The organism is Kitasatospora sp. NPDC088783, from assembly GCF_044750705.1.
GTDB lineage: Bacteria > Actinomycetota > Actinomycetes > Streptomycetales > Streptomycetaceae > Kitasatospora > Kitasatospora fiedleri.
The window spans coordinates 281,677-296,520 of record NZ_JBIVKJ010000001.1 but is presented as its reverse complement, the minus strand read 5'-3'; the positions used below and the strand labels follow the sequence as shown (position 1 = coordinate 296,520).

Annotated in this window: 15 protein-coding genes; 7 read left to right on the top strand and 8 right to left on the bottom strand. The window is 74.5% G+C overall.

The window, feature by feature from the left end:
• The first annotated feature begins 125 nt into the window (after positions 1–125).
• Positions 126–581 carry an Lrp/AsnC family transcriptional regulator gene (locus tag ACIP60_RS01180; RefSeq protein WP_400678824.1) on the top strand — a complete coding sequence of 152 codons (456 nt, stop codon included), beginning with the start codon at positions 126–128 and terminating at the stop codon, positions 579–581.
• Between the two features lie 47 nt (positions 582–628).
• Here the strand turns inward: ACIP60_RS01180 and ACIP60_RS01175 are convergent, their stop codons facing one another.
• Positions 629–967, bottom strand: a complete 339-nt coding sequence (locus tag ACIP60_RS01175) for an antibiotic biosynthesis monooxygenase family protein (RefSeq protein ID WP_400678822.1) — start codon at positions 965–967, stop codon at positions 629–631.
• A gap of 167 nt (positions 968–1,134) precedes the next feature.
• Here ACIP60_RS01175 and ACIP60_RS01170 point away from each other — a divergent pair, with 167 nt between their 5' ends.
• Positions 1,135–1,392, top strand: a complete 258-nt coding sequence (locus ACIP60_RS01170) for a Prokaryotic metallothionein (protein ID WP_100839697.1) — start codon at positions 1,135–1,137, stop codon at positions 1,390–1,392.
• 61 nt (positions 1,393–1,453) lie between these two features.
• Here ACIP60_RS01170 and ACIP60_RS01165 read toward each other — a convergent pair whose 3' ends face one another.
• The 3 genes from ACIP60_RS01165 to ACIP60_RS01155 all read right to left on the bottom strand — a co-directional run bounded on the left by ACIP60_RS01165 (position 1,454) and on the right by ACIP60_RS01155 (position 5,060).
• Positions 1,454–2,656, bottom strand: coding sequence for a cytochrome P450 (locus ACIP60_RS01165; protein ID WP_400678820.1), 1,203 nt, complete (start codon positions 2,654–2,656; stop codon positions 1,454–1,456).
• A gap of 93 nt (positions 2,657–2,749) precedes the next feature.
• The gene (locus ACIP60_RS01160; RefSeq protein ID WP_400678818.1) at positions 2,750–3,667 is read right to left on the bottom strand and encodes an EI24 domain-containing protein; all 918 of its coding nucleotides are present in this window, start codon (positions 3,665–3,667) and stop codon (positions 2,750–2,752) included.
• 112 nt (positions 3,668–3,779) lie between these two features.
• The gene (locus tag ACIP60_RS01155; RefSeq protein WP_400678817.1) at positions 3,780–5,060 is read right to left on the bottom strand and encodes an MFS transporter; all 1,281 of its coding nucleotides are present in this window, start codon (positions 5,058–5,060) and stop codon (positions 3,780–3,782) included.
• Between the two features lie 90 nt (positions 5,061–5,150).
• Between ACIP60_RS01155 and ACIP60_RS01150 the strand changes: the two genes are divergently transcribed.
• Positions 5,151–5,912, top strand: a complete 762-nt coding sequence (locus ACIP60_RS01150) for a DeoR/GlpR family DNA-binding transcription regulator (RefSeq protein ID WP_400678815.1) — start codon at positions 5,151–5,153, stop codon at positions 5,910–5,912.
• A gap of 88 nt (positions 5,913–6,000) precedes the next feature.
• Positions 6,001–6,462, top strand: a complete 462-nt coding sequence (locus ACIP60_RS01145; RefSeq protein ID WP_400678813.1) for a nucleoside deaminase — start codon at positions 6,001–6,003, stop codon at positions 6,460–6,462.
• 87 nt (positions 6,463–6,549) lie between these two features.
• On the opposite strand, the gene ACIP60_RS01140 is transcribed toward ACIP60_RS01145, so the two are convergent.
• Entirely contained in the window at positions 6,550–8,433 is a 1,884-nt protein-coding gene (locus tag ACIP60_RS01140) for a hypothetical protein (RefSeq protein WP_400678812.1), read from the bottom strand.
• Positions 8,434–8,685: 252 nt separating this feature from the next.
• Entirely contained in the window at positions 8,686–10,185 is a 1,500-nt protein-coding gene (locus ACIP60_RS01135) for a lipase maturation factor family protein (protein ID WP_400678810.1), read from the bottom strand.
• A gap of 245 nt (positions 10,186–10,430) precedes the next feature.
• On the opposite strand from ACIP60_RS01135, the gene ACIP60_RS01130 reads away from it, so the two are divergent.
• Together ACIP60_RS01130 and ACIP60_RS01125 are read left to right on the top strand one after the other, a co-directional pair.
• Positions 10,431–11,450, top strand: a complete 1,020-nt coding sequence (locus tag ACIP60_RS01130) for an EamA family transporter (RefSeq protein WP_400678809.1) — start codon at positions 10,431–10,433, stop codon at positions 11,448–11,450.
• Positions 11,451–11,611: 161 nt separating this feature from the next.
• A complete protein-coding gene (locus ACIP60_RS01125; protein WP_400678807.1) occupies positions 11,612–12,706 on the top strand; it encodes a sugar ABC transporter substrate-binding protein in 1,095 nt (364 codons plus the stop codon).
• 81 nt (positions 12,707–12,787) lie between these two features.
• Here the strand turns inward: ACIP60_RS01125 and ACIP60_RS01120 are convergent, their stop codons facing one another.
• Positions 12,788–13,027, bottom strand: coding sequence for a hypothetical protein (locus ACIP60_RS01120; protein ID WP_400678806.1), 240 nt, complete (start codon positions 13,025–13,027; stop codon positions 12,788–12,790).
• A 309-nt stretch (positions 13,028–13,336) separates the two neighbouring features.
• Here ACIP60_RS01120 and ACIP60_RS01115 point away from each other — a divergent pair, with 309 nt between their 5' ends.
• Complete coding sequence (locus tag ACIP60_RS01115; protein WP_400678805.1) at positions 13,337–13,834, top strand: hypothetical protein; 498 nt, start codon at positions 13,337–13,339, stop codon at positions 13,832–13,834.
• Here ACIP60_RS01115 and ACIP60_RS01110 read toward each other — a convergent pair.
• Positions 13,813–14,820: a DMT family transporter gene (locus ACIP60_RS01110; RefSeq protein WP_400678804.1), complete on the bottom strand. Its 1,008-nt coding sequence runs from the start codon at positions 14,818–14,820 to the stop codon at positions 13,813–13,815. The two genes, ACIP60_RS01115 and ACIP60_RS01110, sit on opposite strands and share 22 nt — an antisense overlap.
• Positions 14,821–14,844: the final 24 nt, after the last annotated feature.

The following is a 14,844-nucleotide window of genomic DNA, read 5'->3' as shown; positions in this document are numbered from 1 at the left end:
TCGGGAGAGCGTTCGGGGGCCACCGGGAGGGGAAAATCTCAGCACCCGGACGCTAGCCGTCCACCGTTGGCAGCCGATGTCCCGTTTTCGCTGGTCACCGCCCTGCTCTGGCAGAATGTTGCGCCATGGACCGCCTCGACCGCAGAATCCTCCACGAGCTCCAGCAGGACGGCCGGATCAGCAACGCCGACCTGGCCGACCGGGTCGGCCTGACCCCGTCCCCGTGCCTGCGCCGGGTGCGCCACCTGGAGCAGCAGGGCGTGATCCGCGGCTACCGCGCCCGGCTCGACCCGACCGCCGTCGGACGCGGCTTCCAGCCCTTCGTCACGGTGGTGATGCGGCACGAGGACCGGGCCACCGTCGCCGAGTTCGAGCGCCGGGTGGCCGAGCTGCCGGAGGTGGTCGAGGCGCACCGCCTGTTCGGCGACCCGGACTACCTGCTGCGGGTCGCGGTGGCCGACCTCGCCGCGTACGAGCGTTTCGTCACCGACGTGCTCTCCGGGCTGCCGGGCATCGCGCAGGTGCACTCGCACCTGACGATGAAGCAGGTGAAGGCCGACACCGGCATCCCCGTGGCCTGAGCCCCCGGCCGGTCCCCCCTCGCACCGGCGCGCCGCCTCCGCGCTCCTCAGGCCGCGGCCGCGGACTCCCCGGGGGCCTGCTCGATCCGGCGCAGCGAGTGGAAGTGCACCACCGTCGGCGGGTGCTCCAGCTCGCGCAGTTCGCCCTCCGACCAGACCGGCCGGATCCGCCACATCGGCCCGGCGTACGCCCGCAGCGCCTCCTCGTCCCGCCAGCGGGTGATCATCTGCACCCGGTGGTCCCCGTCGGCGCAGGCCCGCAGCAGTTCGCCGCCGAGGAAGCCGTCCCACCGGCCGAGGCCGGGCAGCACGGTCGAGGCGAGCCTGGCGCAGAAGTCATCGGCCCGGTGCGGGGCGACCTGCGCCTCCCAGATTCGGATGATCATCTCGGCCTCCTCGGCTGGACCCCGGACCCTGCTGCCCATTATCGGACGGACCCCGGCGTTTCGTTCCGGTTCCTCCGGTTTTCTCCGTTCGGACCGCCGCCGATTGCCGCCCGCCCGCCCCGGGCCAAGACTCGGCGGTGGACCCGTACGACGAGAGGAACCCCGACATGGCGATCTGCGTGGTGTGCCAGAACGACTACTGGCTGTCCTTCGAGATCAAGACGATCACCGGCGACACCTACGTCTTCGACAGCTTCGAATGCGCGATGGAGAAGCTCGCCCCCCGCTGCGAACAGTGCACCGTCCGCATCGTCGGCCACGGCGTCGAAGTCGCCGGCCGCTTCTTCTGCGGCGCCCACTGCGCCCGCGCCAACAGCGTCCTGGGCGCCGAGGTCCGCGACGCGGTGGGCAGCCGCCCGTCCTGACCCCGCCGCCCGAGACCCCCGGGGCGGCCACCGCGCACGGCGGTGGCCGCCCCGCCGTCGTTCAGAAGGTGAACCCCAGCGAGCGGACCCGCGAGCCGGTCGCGGACGGGACGGTGTCGGGGGCGGTGGTGGCGCGGATCTCCGGGAGGCGGGTGAGCAGTTCGCGGAGCAGGGCGCGCAGTTGGTGGCGGGCCAGGTGGGCGCCGAGGCAGAAGTGCGGGCCGCCGCCGCCGAAGGCGAGGTGGGGGTTGGGCGAGCGGGTGATGTCGAAGGCGTCGGGGGCGGGGAAGACCGACTCGTCGCGGTTGGCGGAGCCGTAGCAGAGGAGCACCCCGTCGCCCGCGGCCAGCCGGAGGCCGGCGAGGCGGTGGTCGACGGCGACGGTGCGGCGCAGCCGGTCGACCGGGGTGGCGCAGCGCAGGACCTCCTCGACCGCGCCGCCCAGGTGGGCGTCGAGGTCGCCGAGCAGCAGGGCCCGCTGGGCGGGGTGGACGGTCAGCAGGTGCAGGCCGCGGGCGAGCGCGTCCCGGGTGGCCCGGACGCCGAGGTCCAGCAGCAGCGTGCAGAACGCGGCGAGTTCGCGGACGTCCAGCCCGCGGCCGTCCGGGCCGGGGGCGACCAGGGCGGAGATCAGGTCGTCGGCCGGTCGGCGGCGGCGTTCGCGAGCCGGGGCGGCCACCGCCCGCCGGACCGCCAGCCGGAGCGCCAGCCCGGCCCGGGCGGCGGCGGCGTCGCGGTCCGACCGGCCCGCGGCCCGGCGCAGGCGCTCCGACGGGAGGCCCAGCATCGAGCAGAGCACCCGGTACGGGAGTTCGGCCGCGACGGCGGCGACGAAATCGGTCGGGCGCTCCCGCTCCAGCCGGTCGACCAGCTCGGCGGCGGTGGCCCGGACGTCCTGCTCGACCGCGGCCAGCAGCCGGGGCGTGAACGCCCGGCCGACCGTCCGGCGCAGGTCGGCGTGCCGGGGGTCGTCCAGGTCGAGCAGCGAGTCGCCGAACAGCGCCCGCACCCACCGGCCCGGCTCCGGCCCACCGGCCCCCGGCCCGGACAGGTACACCTCCGGCGCGCGGCCGGCCGCCGTCACCTCGGCGTGCCGGACCAGCGCCCAGCAGCGCCGCCCCGTCGCCCGGTCGGTGAACCCGACCGGGCCGGGACGCTCGCGCAGCCGGGTGAACGCCGCGGCCCGGGCCTCCTCGGGGAGCCGCCAGAACGCGGGGTCGCCGAGATCGATGCCGCGCGGGGCGGCGTGCACGGTTACGGCCATGGGGACGTTATCGCGCAATCGGTGACGCTGAGTCAAGTCACCGTGACGCGTGGCGACCGCCCCGACCGCCCCGGCCGGCCAGGCCTCTCGCCGTCAGGCCCGCGGGTCGGCGCGGTAGGGGTCGGCGGCGTACGGGTCGGCGGCGTAGGGGTTGGCGTACGGCCCCCGGCCCGGCCGCGGCAGCTCGCCGCCGCCGTCCTCCGCGTCCGCGCCGGTGTCCGCGTCCGCGCCGGTGTCCGGGTCCGCGTCCTCCGGCCGCCGCGCCCCCTCGGGCTCGTACGGGGAGAGCTCCCGGGCCAGCAGCGTCGCGCCCGCCACCCCGCCCGGCATCGCCAGCACCGTCACCACCGGGATCAGGAACAGCAGCGCCAGGCCCGCGCCGAAGCCGAGCGTCATCGGCAGCCGGGAGCGCAGCAGCCGCAGCCGCTGCTTCTGCGACAGGCCGCGCTTCTGCAGCGGGGTGCCCGTCAGCTCGACGGCCAGGTAGAAGCCGGACACGCACAGCGCCACCACCGGGACGACGGTCTGCCCCAGCACCGGGATGAACCCGCACAGGAACAGCACGATCCCGAACGCCGCCGCCCGCAGCAGCACCGCGAGGCTGTCCCGCGCCGCGACCCAGAGCTGGCGCCACAGCGGGACGTCCGGCTCCGGCGGGCCGCCGCCCTCGGTCTCCTCGACCTTCGCCGACAGCGACTCGTAGAACGGCTCGCCGATCAGCAGCGCCGCCGCCGTGAAGGTCAGCATCGACAGCAGCCCGCCCGCGACGACCGCCAGCACGGCGACGACCGTCCGCACGGCGTCGCGCAACGGCTCGCTCCAGCCGTCCGCGAACGGCGTCGCCCAGGCGGCCAGGTCGCCCGCGTAGACGATCAGCACCGCCAGTGCCACCACGTACCCGACCAGGGCGATCAGCGCCGGGATCATCCCGAAGCCCCACCACCGCCCGTGCCGCGCCACCCACCGCTGCCCGCTGAACAGGAACCGCAGTCCCGCCCCGAAATCTCGCATCCCCGCACCCTAAAGGAACCGTCGACTCCGGCGGGCGCCCACCCGCCCCTGACGGGCCGTCGGCGCCGGGCGCGCAGACCCGTGCGGCCCCGGCCCGGGCCGCACGGGTGGTCTAGTGGGGGCCGCCCGCCGGGCCGCCCGCCGGGGCGGACGCGCGGGTCTGCGCGGCGGGGGCGGTGGCGGTGGCGGGCCCGGCGGGGCGCAGGACGGCCGCGGCCGCGGCGGTGACGGCGCACAGCAGGGTGAGCAGCAGGAAGGCGTGGTTGAGGGCGGTCAGGTGGGTGAGCCAGCCGATGACGGCGGGGCCGGCCAGCATGCCGAGGTAGCCGAGCCCGGCGACCCGCGAGACGTTGGCGCCCGCGGCGGCCGGGTCGGCGTGCCCGGCGGCGCTGAACAGTTGCGGGACGCACCCGGACAGGCCCAGGCCGAACAGCGCCCAGCCGAGGAACGCCGCCCACACCCAGGGCGTCAGGGCGGCGACGGTGATGCCGACGGCGGCGGTGGCCGCGCCGTACCGCAGGACGGCCGCCGCCCCGTACCGGGCCGAGACCCGGTCGGCGAGCAGGCGCCCGGTGGTCATCGCGGCGGCGTAGGTGCCGTAGGCGAACGCGGCGGTGCTCGCGGGCGCGCCGAGCACGTCCTTGAGGTGCAGGGCGCTCCAGTCGTTGGCCGCGCCCTCGCTCAGCATCACCATCAGCGCCAGCACCGCGAGGACCCGGATCCGACGGCGGACGCCGCTGTCGGCGGACGACCCGGCCGGCACGGCCGGCGCGGCCGGTGTCTCGGACGACCCGCCCGGTGCCTCGGGCGCGGGCCCGTCCCCGGTCGGCGCCGCGCCGCCGGGCAGCAGGCTGCGGGCGGTCAGCAGGGCGGTGGCGGCACCGGCCGCGCCGAGGAGGGCGAGGGTGGCGGCCGGGCCGAGCCCGGCGGCGGCGGACGCGGCGGCGGCCCCGGCCGCGATCACGCCGCCGACCGAGAAGGTGGCGTGGAAGCCGGACATGACGGGGCGCCCGTACGCCTGCTCCACGTGCACGGCGTGGGCGTTCATGCTCACGTCCAGGCAGCCGTTGGCGAAGCCGAAGACCAGCAGCGCCCCGGCCAGCGTCCACGGGTCCGGGGCCAGGGCGGGCAGCACCAGCGACGCGGCGCACAGGACGCCGGAGGCCGGGACGACGGCCCGGGCGCCGAGGCGGTCGGTGAGCGGCCCGGCCGCCCGCATGCCGCCGAAGGCGCCGAGGCCCAGCAGCACCAGCAGGCCGCCGAGCGCGGCGTGGCCGATGCCGACCCGGGTCTCGATCGCGGGGATGTGCACGACCCACGCGCCCATCAGGGTGCCGCACAGGACGAAGTAGACGTAGGTCGCCACGCGAGCGGCCCGGAGCGAGCGTTCCATGCGGACGACCATAACGAACATCCTCGATGTTCGAAAGTGGCGTTATCGAACAGATTGCCTGTGCGTTGTGCGGTGCGGTTCAATCTCGGTATGAACAACGCGGAGCGGCACGCCCTGATCGCCCAGACCGTCCGGGACGCGGGCAGCGCCACCGTCCCGGAACTCGCCGAGCTGACCGGCGCCTCCGAGATGACCGTCCGGCGCGACCTGGACGCCCTCTCCGCGCAGGGCGTCCTGGAACGCTTCCGCGGCGGGGCCCGCACCCTGCTGCTGCGCGGCGAGGAACCCCCGTTCGCGCTGCGCGCCCGCGAGGCAGTCGACGCCAAGCGCCGGATCGCCGCCGGGATCTCCGCCCTCATCGCCGACGGCGAGACCGTCGTCCTCGACAGCGGCACCACCTGCCTGGAACTCGCCCGCCTGCTGCGCGAACGCCCCGTCACCGTGATGCCGCTCTCGCTGCCCGCCGTCCACGTCTTCGGCGACACCCCCGGCCCGGCCACCCTGATCGTCCCCGGCGGACAGCCCCGCGCCACCGAGGGCGCCCTGACCGGCCCGCTGACCCTCGCCTCGCTCTCCGCCCTGCGCTTCGACACCGCCGTCCTCGGCTGCTGCGCCCTCAGCGCCGCCGACGGCCTGACCTCCTACGACCTCGACGACGCCACCGTGAAGAGGGCCGCCACCGCCGCCGCCCGCCGCACCCTCGCCGCCGCCGACGGCGGCAAACTCGGCCGCACCGCCTTCGCCCGCGCCGTCCCCACCGACCACCTGCACACCCTGGTCACCGACCCCACCGCCCCGCCCGCCGAACTCGCCGCCCTCGAAGCCGCCGGCGTCGCCGTCACCGTCGTCTGACCCCGCCCGGCGTGGCGGACCGCCCCGCACCGGGTACCCGGAGAAGGTGGACGCCGAAGAGCGGCGGGACGGACGACGGAGGTGGCCGGTGGACGGTGGGGTGACGGCGGAGCAGGCCGGGACGTGGCTGGACGTCGCGGTGGCCGAGGCGGAGGCCGGACTCGCGGAGGGCGGCATCCCGATCGGGGCCGCGCTCTTCCGGCGGGACGGGCGGCTCCTCGGACGCGGACACAACCGGCGGGTCCAGGACGGCGACCCGTCCCTGCACGCCGAGACCTCCGCGTTCCGGGACGCCGGACGGCTGCGCGGCTACCGCGACACGGTGATGGTCACCACCCTCTCGCCCTGCTGGTACTGCTCCGGCCTGGTCCGCCAGTTCGGCATCGGCCACGTGGTGATCGGCGAGTCCACCACCTTCACCGGCGGCCACGACTGGCTCGCCGCCCACGGCACCGGCATCACCCTGCTCGACGACCCGCGCTGCGTACGCCTGATGACCGACTTCGTCACCGCCCGCCCCGACCTCTGGTCCGAGGACATCGGCGAATGACCCCCGACCGCCCCCGCCGGAACGGCACCGCCCGCCGCCGCGCACCAGGCACGACGACGGGCGGAACACCCCACTCCTGACGGAGCGTCAGGCCCGCACGGAAGCCACCGCGGCCCCCAGCGCCTCCTTGATCCGCGGCCCGAGCCGACCGAACCCGAGCTCCTTCATGGCCGCCCGCAGCAACTCGTCGTCACTGCGCTTCTCCCCGTCCGCGTCCAGCCAGGCCACCAGCGCGACCAGCTCCTCCGCGGAGTACCCGGTGATCGGCTTGCCTGGCGTCAACTCGGGCTTGACCGGCCCGGCCGCCACCACAACAGCCTCCGGCTCGGGCTCCACGACCTCGGGCTCGGGCTCCGGCTCCGGCTCCGGCTCCGGCTCCGGCTCCGGCTCCGGCTCCGGCTCCGGCTCCGGCTCCGGCTCCGGCTCGACTACAGCAGCCTCGGGCTCCACGGCCTCCGGCTCCACCGCAACGGGCTCGACCTCGGGCTCCGGCTCCGCCACAACGGCTTTTGGCTCCACGACCTCGACCTCAACGGCGACAGCCTCGACCTCGACGGCCTCCGGCTCCGCCACAACGGCCTCAACGGCCTCAACGGCGACAGGCTCCGGCTCGACCACAACAGCCTCAGCCTCGACCGCCACAACCTCGACCTCGGGCTCCGGCTCCACGACCTCGACCTCAACGGCGACAGCCTCGACCTCAACGGCCTCCGGCTCCGCCACAACGGCCTCAACGGCCTCAACGGCGACAGGCTCCGGCTCGGCCACAACGGGCTCAGCCTCGACGGCCTCCGGCTCCGCAATCTCGACCGTGGCCTCGACCTCGGTCTCCGCCACCGGTTCAACGGCCTCGACGGCGATCTCCGCCTCGGGCTCCTCAGCGGCAGCCTCGACCTCGATCACCGACTCCTCGACGGCGACCTCAACCTCGGTCTCCACCGTCGGCTCCTCGGCCACCGGCTCCGAAACCTCAGCCTCAGCCTCGGTCTCCACCACCGTCTCCTCGACAGCGGTCTCGACCTCCGCCTCCGCAGCCGTCCGCGGCCCCGCCGCCAGCGCGGCCTTCGCGGCGACGTGCCGGTCGTACGCCGCCAGCGCAGCGTCCTTGTCGGCCTGCCGCTCGTGCAACTCGTCCAGCAGCTCCGTGAGCCCCTGCTCGGCGAGTTCCAGCCGCAGCTGGCGCAGGGCGGAGAGGCGGTAGAGGGTGCCCTCGTCCGCGGCCAGGCGGTCGACGAGTTCGGCGAGTTCGGCGAGCGGGAGGGAGTCGAGGGAGCGCTCGGGGAGGAGGCGGGCCAGTGAGCGGACCGCGTCGGTGAGCGACTCCACGACGTTGGCGGTCTCGGTGAGCAGGGTGCCGTCCACGGGTACCGCGGGGCGGGAGGCCGCGGTGGAGAGGATGTTCCAGTCGCGGTGGGCGGCCGCGGCGGCGACCAGCGCGGCGTGCAGGTCGGCGCGGCCGGGGCGGGTGCCGGCGGCGGCGAGGGCGCGGGCCTGGGCGCGGAGCTGGCGGCGGCGGTTCCAGCCGAGCTTGGCGCCGCTGTCCTTGCGGTAGGCGGCGCTGCCGGTCGCGGCGGCGAGCTCGACCAGGTCCTGCTCGTAGACCTCGGTGCGCAGCGTCGCGCTGGTGGCGTGGACGCGCTGGAGGAGTTCGAGCAGGGTGCTGAGGCCGCCGAGGGTGTCGGGGATGTCGAGGCCGGCCTTGGCGGCGATCGCGTTGGCGGCCCGGCCGATGGCGCGGGTGTCGCGGCTGCGGAGTTCGGCGAGGACGGTGGACGCGGCGCGGGCGTCCTCGGGCCCGGTGAGCGTCTCGGCGGCCTCCAGCCAGGGGTTGGCGTCGGCGGTGAGGGTGAAGCCGCCCTGGTCGGCGAAGCGGCCGAGTTCCTCACGGGTGCTCTGGCGGGTCTCGCCGTCCGTCGCGGACGCGGTCTCGGACGCGGCGTCGTCGGCGTCGTTCAGGGTGCGCACTGTCATGTGAAGTCCGGTTCGTGGCGTTTGGCGGGCAGAAGGACTGGCGGGGCGGGTGGGGTGGTTGCGGCGGTGGTGGCGTCGCGGGAGGCCAGAATACGGGTGCGCGTTCGAGCCGTGCACGCACCGGCCCTCCGTGAAATACCGGGCCGCGGCGGACCGGTGGCGGTGGGCGCGGGCCCGTCCGTGTGGTCCGTATGGTAGGGAGCGGCACCGACAGTACGCCCCGCCGGGGTGGGGGCCGGGCGTTGGGTGGGGTCATCGGCGCTCTCCGCTCGTCCGGCCGGGGGCGCCGGGGGCACGGCCGGGGGCGGCGTCCGCGGGCAGGAAGCGGCGCAGTTCGGCGAGCCCGACGGGCGGCTGGTGGTCGCGGACGTGGTCGCGGTGCCACCAGGCGCCGGTGTCGCGCAGCTCGGGGCCGTCGGTGAAGCGGTAGCGGTACAGGCGGGCCCGGACCAGCGCGGGCGGCGCGTCGGGGAAGGGGTTGCGGCGCAGCAGGCGCAGGGTGGCGGGGTCGTTGACGAGCAGGCGGGCGAGCAGCGGGAGGAACCAGGGGCGGGCGTAGGACGGGGAGATCGCGGCGAACCACATCAGCCAGTCGAGCCGCAGGTGGTAGGGCGCGAACTGCCTTGGCAGGCGGCGCACTTCACCGGGTTTGCCGGGGAACTCGTACTCCTGCCAGCCGTCCGCGCCGCGCGCGTCGCGGGTGCCCTCGAGGACGATCTCGTACCTGGTCCGGTTGACGGAGCCGAACGCGCCGTAGCTGTTGACCAGGTGGAGGCGGTCCCAGGAGCGGTTCATCTGCTGGCGCGGGGAGACCAGGTTGCGCGCGGGCTGCCACGAGCGGGCGAGCACCAGCAGGGCGTACGCGGCCACCAGGGCCTGGTACCAGGCGGGTTGGCCCGGGTACCCGTGGTCGGGGCCGATCGGCAGGGCGCGGCGCAGGGTGCCGGTGTCGAGGACGGACAGGGCGAGGGCGACGGTGAGCCAGTTCAGCCAGGCGAAGTTGCCGGAGGCGATCAGCCACAGCTGGGTGGCGACCATCAGCAGGGCGGCGTCGGAGGCGATCGGCTGCGGGAGGAACAGGCCGAAGGGGACGGCGAGTTGGACAACGTGGTTGGCGGCGGCCTCGACCTTGTGCAGCGGCCGGGGCAGGTGGTGGAAGAACCAGCTGAGCGGGCCGGGCATGGGCTGGGTCTCGTGGTGGTGGTAGAGGCAGGTGAGTTTGCGCCAGCAGGCGTCGCCGCGCCACTTGATCAGTCCGGCGCCGAACTCGACCCGGAACAGCAGCCAGCGCAGCAGCCACAGCACGGGCAGCGGCGGGGCGACCCGGTCGTTGCCGAGGAACACGGCGAGCGCCCCGGCCTCCAGCAGCAGGGACTCCCACCCGAAGGCGTACCAGGTCTGCCCGGTGTTGACGATCGACAGGTAGAGGATCCAGAGCAGCGCCCAGAGCGCCATCGCCGCGCCGAGCGGCAGCAGGTTCGCGGCTCCGGCGAGCAGGGCGGCGGACAGCAGCAGACCGGTCCGGGCGAGGACGGCGTAGAGGCGGTCGCTGTAGTACCAGTGGAACAGGCTGGGGGCGCGGCGGAACGGGACGCGGGCCAGGAAACGCGGGATCGGGAGCAGGCCGCGGCTGCCCAGCAGGGCGCGGAACTGCCGGGCGGCGGCGAGGAATCCGCAGCCGTAGACGAGGGCGAGCAGGCGCAGGAACAGCTCGCGGGCGAGCCGGTACTCGGGTGCGGCGAACCATGCCATGCGGCCGCTCCTCCGATCGGCTGCGCCAGGGCCCGCCCCCATGCCTACCATCCGGCGCGGCCGGGGCGGCCCGGCTGGGGGCGCGGTGGTGCGCCGGTTCATCCGGTCGGCCCTGTCCGGCGTGCGGTGGAGGGGATTCGCCCGTAGTGACCCGTACCGGGTGCCGAAACTCCCTGCCGGGCGCGGGCGGAGTGTGGTGTCATTCCGCCGAACGCCCGTGTCAGGACCAAGACCAGGAGACGCCCATGTCCGCGCCCTCCCCGCAGACCCCGGCCGACGCCGACCCCGACTGTCCGACCCCGGGGGCACCCCCCTCCGACGCGCCCCCCGTCCCCGCCTCCGCCACCGGCCCCGCGACCGCGACCAAGGCCGCCGTCCGCCCGGGCGGGCTCGGGGCGGCGGTGTGGGCGGCGCTCGGCATCGTGTACGTGGTGTGGGGATCGACCTACCTGGCGATCCGGGTGGTGGTGGAGACCATGCCGCCGCTGCTGTCGGGCGCGCTGCGCTTCGGCGCGGCGGCGCTGCTGCTCGGGGCGGGCCTGGCGGTCCGTCAGGGGTGGCGGGCACTGCGGGTGACGTGGCCTCAGTTCGGCTCCGCGTTCCTGGTGGGCGCGCTGCTGCTGGTCGGCGGCAACGGGCTGGTGGTGCTGGCCGAGCGCACCGTGCCGTCGGGGCTGGCGGCGCTGATGGTGGCGAGCGTGCCGCTCTGGGTGGTGCTGCTGCGCCGGGTGTTCGGGGTCCGGACCTGCGGGGCCACCCTGGCGGGGGTGCTGCTCGGGCTGGTGGGCCTGGGGGTGCTGACCGCGCCGGGCCTGACCGGCGCGGTCGGGCTGTCGGGGCTGCTACTGGTGGTGGTCGCGGCGGTGGTGTGGGCGCTGGGCTCGGTGCTGGCGGGTCGGCTGCCGATGCCGGCCGACCCGTTCGTGGCGAGCGTGTACGAGATGCTGGCGGGCGCGCTGGGCGCGCTGGCGCTGTCGTTCGTCCGGGGCGAGCCGGGCCGGTTCGACCCGGGGGCGGTGTCCGCCGGATCGTGGGCGGGCCTGGTGTACCTGGTGCTGTTCGGATCCATTGTCGCGTTCACGTCTTACGCCTGGCTTTTGCAGCGCGCGCCGCTGACCCTGGTGGCCACCTATGCGTACGTCAATCCGGTGGTGGCGGTTTTCCTCGGCTGGCTCTTCCTCTCCGAGGCGCTGACCTGGCCGATCATGCTCGGCGGCGCGATCGTGGTCGGCGGCGTGTTCCTGGTGGCGCGTAACGAGCGGTGAACGCTCCGTAGGCAAATCTCCCGGATTGCATTCAAGAAGGTAACGAGTTGGCTGAATCACCCCCACCAATGATTTACTTCTTGACGACACATGATGGGTGGGCTTGACTCCCCTTCACCTCGCCGTAGGGACACGGCGCTGTCAGGGAGGCACCACCCACCATGAACTCGATGACGCGTCGACTCGTCATCGGCACGGCCGCCGTGTCGATGGCGCTGTCGCTCGCCGCCTGCGGGGACGACAAGCCCTCGTCCTCGGGCAACCAGTCCATCGGACTGCTGCTGCCCGAGCGATCCTCGTCCACCCGCTACGAAGCGTTCGACAAGCCGCTGATCCAGGCGTCCGTCGAGGGGCTGTGCACCAAGTGCGCCCTCGACTACGCCAACGCCGACGGCGACGAGAAGGTGCAGAAGGAGCAGTTCGACGCACTGCTCTCGCGCGGGGTCAAGGTGATCCTGCTCGACCCGGTGAACGCCGCCGTCACCGCGCCGTGGGTCGAGGAGGCGAAGAAGAAGGGCACCAAGGTCATCGCGTACGACCGGCTGGCCGCCGGCGACGTGGTCGCCTACATCTCCTTCGACAACCAGCGCACCGGCGAACTCCAGGGCCAGGCCCTGCTGGACGCGATGGGCAAGGCCGGCAAGAAGCCCGCCGACTCCGACATCCTGATGATCAACGGCGCGGAGACCGACCCCAACGCCGCCTCCTTCAAGACCGGCGCGCACCTGGCGCTGGACGGCAAGGTCAAGCGGATCGCCTACGAGCAGTCCGGCGAGTGGAAGCCCGAGGTCGCCTCGGCGAAGATCGACGAAGCGGTCTCCAAGCTCGGCAAGAACGGCTTCCAGGCCGTGTACTCCGCCAACGACGGCATGGCCGGCGCGATCATCGACGCCCTGCACAAGGCCGGGCGCACCGACGTGCCGGTCGGCGGGCAGGACGCCTCGCTGGACGCGATCCGCCGGATCCTCACCGGCGATCAGGCGTACACCATCTACAAGCCGTACCAGCCGGAGGCCGAGGCGGCCGCCAACATGGCGGTCTACCTGGTCAAGGGCATCGACATCACCTCGGTGGCCGCCGCCGTCACCCAGTCCGGCGACAAGCAGATCCCCTCGATGCTGCTCACCCCGGTCGTCGTCACCAAGGACAAGATCACCGAGACGGTGATCGACGGCGGCCTCTACAAGGCCGAGGACATCTGCACCCCGCAGTTCGCCAAGGCCTGCAAGGACGCCGGCATCCCCGGCTCCTACTGACCGGAGCGGGCGGCGCGGCACCTTGTGCGGGGGTGCCGCCCCGCCCGCTCCACCTCGACGGAACCGCCCGTCCCGGCCGGTTCACCCGTCTCGGCCGGTCCGACCGGTTCGTCCGTCCCGGTCGGCGAGCAGCCCGGCGGGGATCCCGAACAGCAGCCACGGCACCGCGCTCACCGCCATCACCAGCGACGAGGCGTTCACGGAGCCGGTCAGGTGCGCCACCACCAGCAGCAGGCCGGTGCGCAGCACGCCGTCGCCGGTGTTGGCCAGCACGGACGCGCCCAGCAGCACCCGCAGCGGACGGTTCGGCTCGGCGCTCACAGGCGGAAGCTAGTGCCGCGTCAGGCCACCTTCGCCCCGTCGCGGCGCCCGGCACGCCCTCTCGCCGCACCGGCCGAAAACCCGAGTACACCCAGTACGAGGGCTTCCGGCCGGCACGCCGAGAGCACGCACCGGACACCGCTCCTTGACGGGCAAAGGTGGCCTGACGCGGCACTAGTACGCGAACCGCCGTGGCGGAACGTCCTCCCGGCGACTGGGAGCGAGATCACAGGACGGCGACGCGGTACCCGCGGCGGTCCGGGCTGTGATGCACTGGGCGCCTTGCCGAACGATGGGGAGCGTCGCGCCATGGACTTGCAGACCGACTACTTCCGGGCCGCCGACGAGGCCGCCGTGCGGAAGGTGATGACGAGCGGGGAGCGCCCGGCCGCCGAGGTGTTCGAGTCGGTGCGGGCCCGGGGGATCGACCCGACCGTGGTCCTGCCCCGCCTGGTGTCCGCGCTGCGCGAGGAGGACGCCCCGGCCCCCGCCGAGGACGGCCCGGACCGCTCGGTGTGGCCGACCGGCCTGCAGCCCTGGCACGAGGAGGCCCCGGCCACCGCCGTCGACTTCGAGGACCCGTGGATGACCGGCCCCTGGGTGGTCGAACTCTCCGACGAGACCCGGGACGCCCTGGCCGGCGTGCAGCGCAAGCGGCTGCCCCAGCTCACCAGCCAGTGGGCTCGCACCGAAGAGGTGAAGAGCGTCGAGCGGATCGAACTCATGAAGCTGATCCACCAGTTGGGCGTCCTGGCCCGTCGCGCGAAGCAGGACGGGCAGCACCTCTACTGCGTCCTGACCGCCTGACCGTCCGCCGCCCGCACCCGCTCCGCCACCTTCTCCTCCGCCCTCTCCTCCGCTTTCCCCTTCCACCAGGCCCGCTTCCGCCCGGTCCACTTCCGTCCGGCCCGCTGGGTGGCCGCGATGCAGGCGACGACGGCGAGGGCGGTCGGGACGGCAGTGGCCGGCAGTGTCTCGGCGAGCAGCAGGACGGCCCAGCAGAGCGTCAACAGCGGCTGGGCGAGCTGGAGTTGGCTGGCGCGGGGGACGCCGATGGCGGCCATGCCGCGGTACCAGACGACGAAGCCGCCGAACTGGGAGACCGCCGCCAGGTAGGCCAGTCCGGTGACGCCGTGCCAGTTCCAGTGCACGGGTTCGACGGTCAGCGCGAGCGCGCCGGTGAGCGCGGTGACGGGCAGCGCGGCGACCACGCCCCAGCCGATCACCTGCCAGCCGGGCATCCGCCGGGCCAGCCGCCCGCCCTCCGCGTAGCCGAACGCGCAGACCAGCAGCGCCCCGAACAGGTACAGGTCGGCGGTGGTCAGGCCCGCACCGCCGCTCTGCTGGACGGTGAAGGCGAGGACGACGGCGGCCCCGGCCAGCGCGGCGGCCCAGAACGCGCGCGGGGGCCGCGCCCCGGCCCGCAGGGCGCCGACGGCGGCGGTGGCCAGCGGCAGCAGGCCGATCACCACGGCGGAGTGCGCGGTGGAGGAGAGCCGCAGGGCGAGCGTGGACAGCAGCGGGAAGCCGACCGCGCAGCCCACCGCGACGGCCGCCAAACCCGGCCAGGCGGACCGGGGCGGGACGCGGGCGCCGGTGGCCAGCAGGCAGGCCCCGGCGAGCAGTCCGGCGAGGATCCCGCGCAGGCCGGTGACCGTCCACGGGCCGAAGCCCTCCAGGGCCCAGGCGGTGGCGGGGAAGCTGAACGAGAAGGCGAACACCCCGAGGGCGGCCTGGGCGGTGCCGCCGACCGCTATCGGGCGAAGTGCGGTAGCGCTATCGTTGTCTGACATACAGGACGGTAGCAGTTGCCGCCC

Bases quoted from the DNA above. Each gene is read 5' to 3' on its own strand.
- ACIP60_RS01180 (WP_400678824.1), top strand. From the start codon at position 126: ATGGACCGCCTCGACCGCAGAATCCTCCACGAGCTCCAGCAGGACGGC.
- ACIP60_RS01175 (WP_400678822.1), bottom strand. From the start codon at position 967: ATGATCATCCGAATCTGGGAGGCGCAGGTCGCCCCGCACCGGGCCGAT.
- ACIP60_RS01170 (WP_100839697.1), top strand. From the start codon at position 1,135: ATGGCGATCTGCGTGGTGTGCCAGAACGACTACTGGCTGTCCTTCGAG.
- ACIP60_RS01165 (WP_400678820.1), bottom strand. From the start codon at position 2,656: ATGGCCGTAACCGTGCACGCCGCCCCGCGCGGCATCGATCTCGGCGAC.
- ACIP60_RS01160 (WP_400678818.1), bottom strand. From the start codon at position 3,667: ATGCGAGATTTCGGGGCGGGACTGCGGTTCCTGTTCAGCGGGCAGCGG.
- ACIP60_RS01155 (WP_400678817.1), bottom strand. From the start codon at position 5,060: ATGGAACGCTCGCTCCGGGCCGCTCGCGTGGCGACCTACGTCTACTTC.
- ACIP60_RS01150 (WP_400678815.1), top strand. From the start codon at position 5,151: ATGAACAACGCGGAGCGGCACGCCCTGATCGCCCAGACCGTCCGGGAC.
- ACIP60_RS01140 (WP_400678812.1), bottom strand. From the start codon at position 8,433: ATGACAGTGCGCACCCTGAACGACGCCGACGACGCCGCGTCCGAGACC.
- ACIP60_RS01135 (WP_400678810.1), bottom strand. From the start codon at position 10,185: ATGGCATGGTTCGCCGCACCCGAGTACCGGCTCGCCCGCGAGCTGTTC.
- ACIP60_RS01130 (WP_400678809.1), top strand. From the start codon at position 10,431: ATGTCCGCGCCCTCCCCGCAGACCCCGGCCGACGCCGACCCCGACTGT.
- ACIP60_RS01125 (WP_400678807.1), top strand. From the start codon at position 11,612: ATGAACTCGATGACGCGTCGACTCGTCATCGGCACGGCCGCCGTGTCG.
- ACIP60_RS01115 (WP_400678805.1), top strand. From the start codon at position 13,337: ATGGACTTGCAGACCGACTACTTCCGGGCCGCCGACGAGGCCGCCGTG.
- ACIP60_RS01110 (WP_400678804.1), bottom strand. From the start codon at position 14,820: ATGTCAGACAACGATAGCGCTACCGCACTTCGCCCGATAGCGGTCGGC.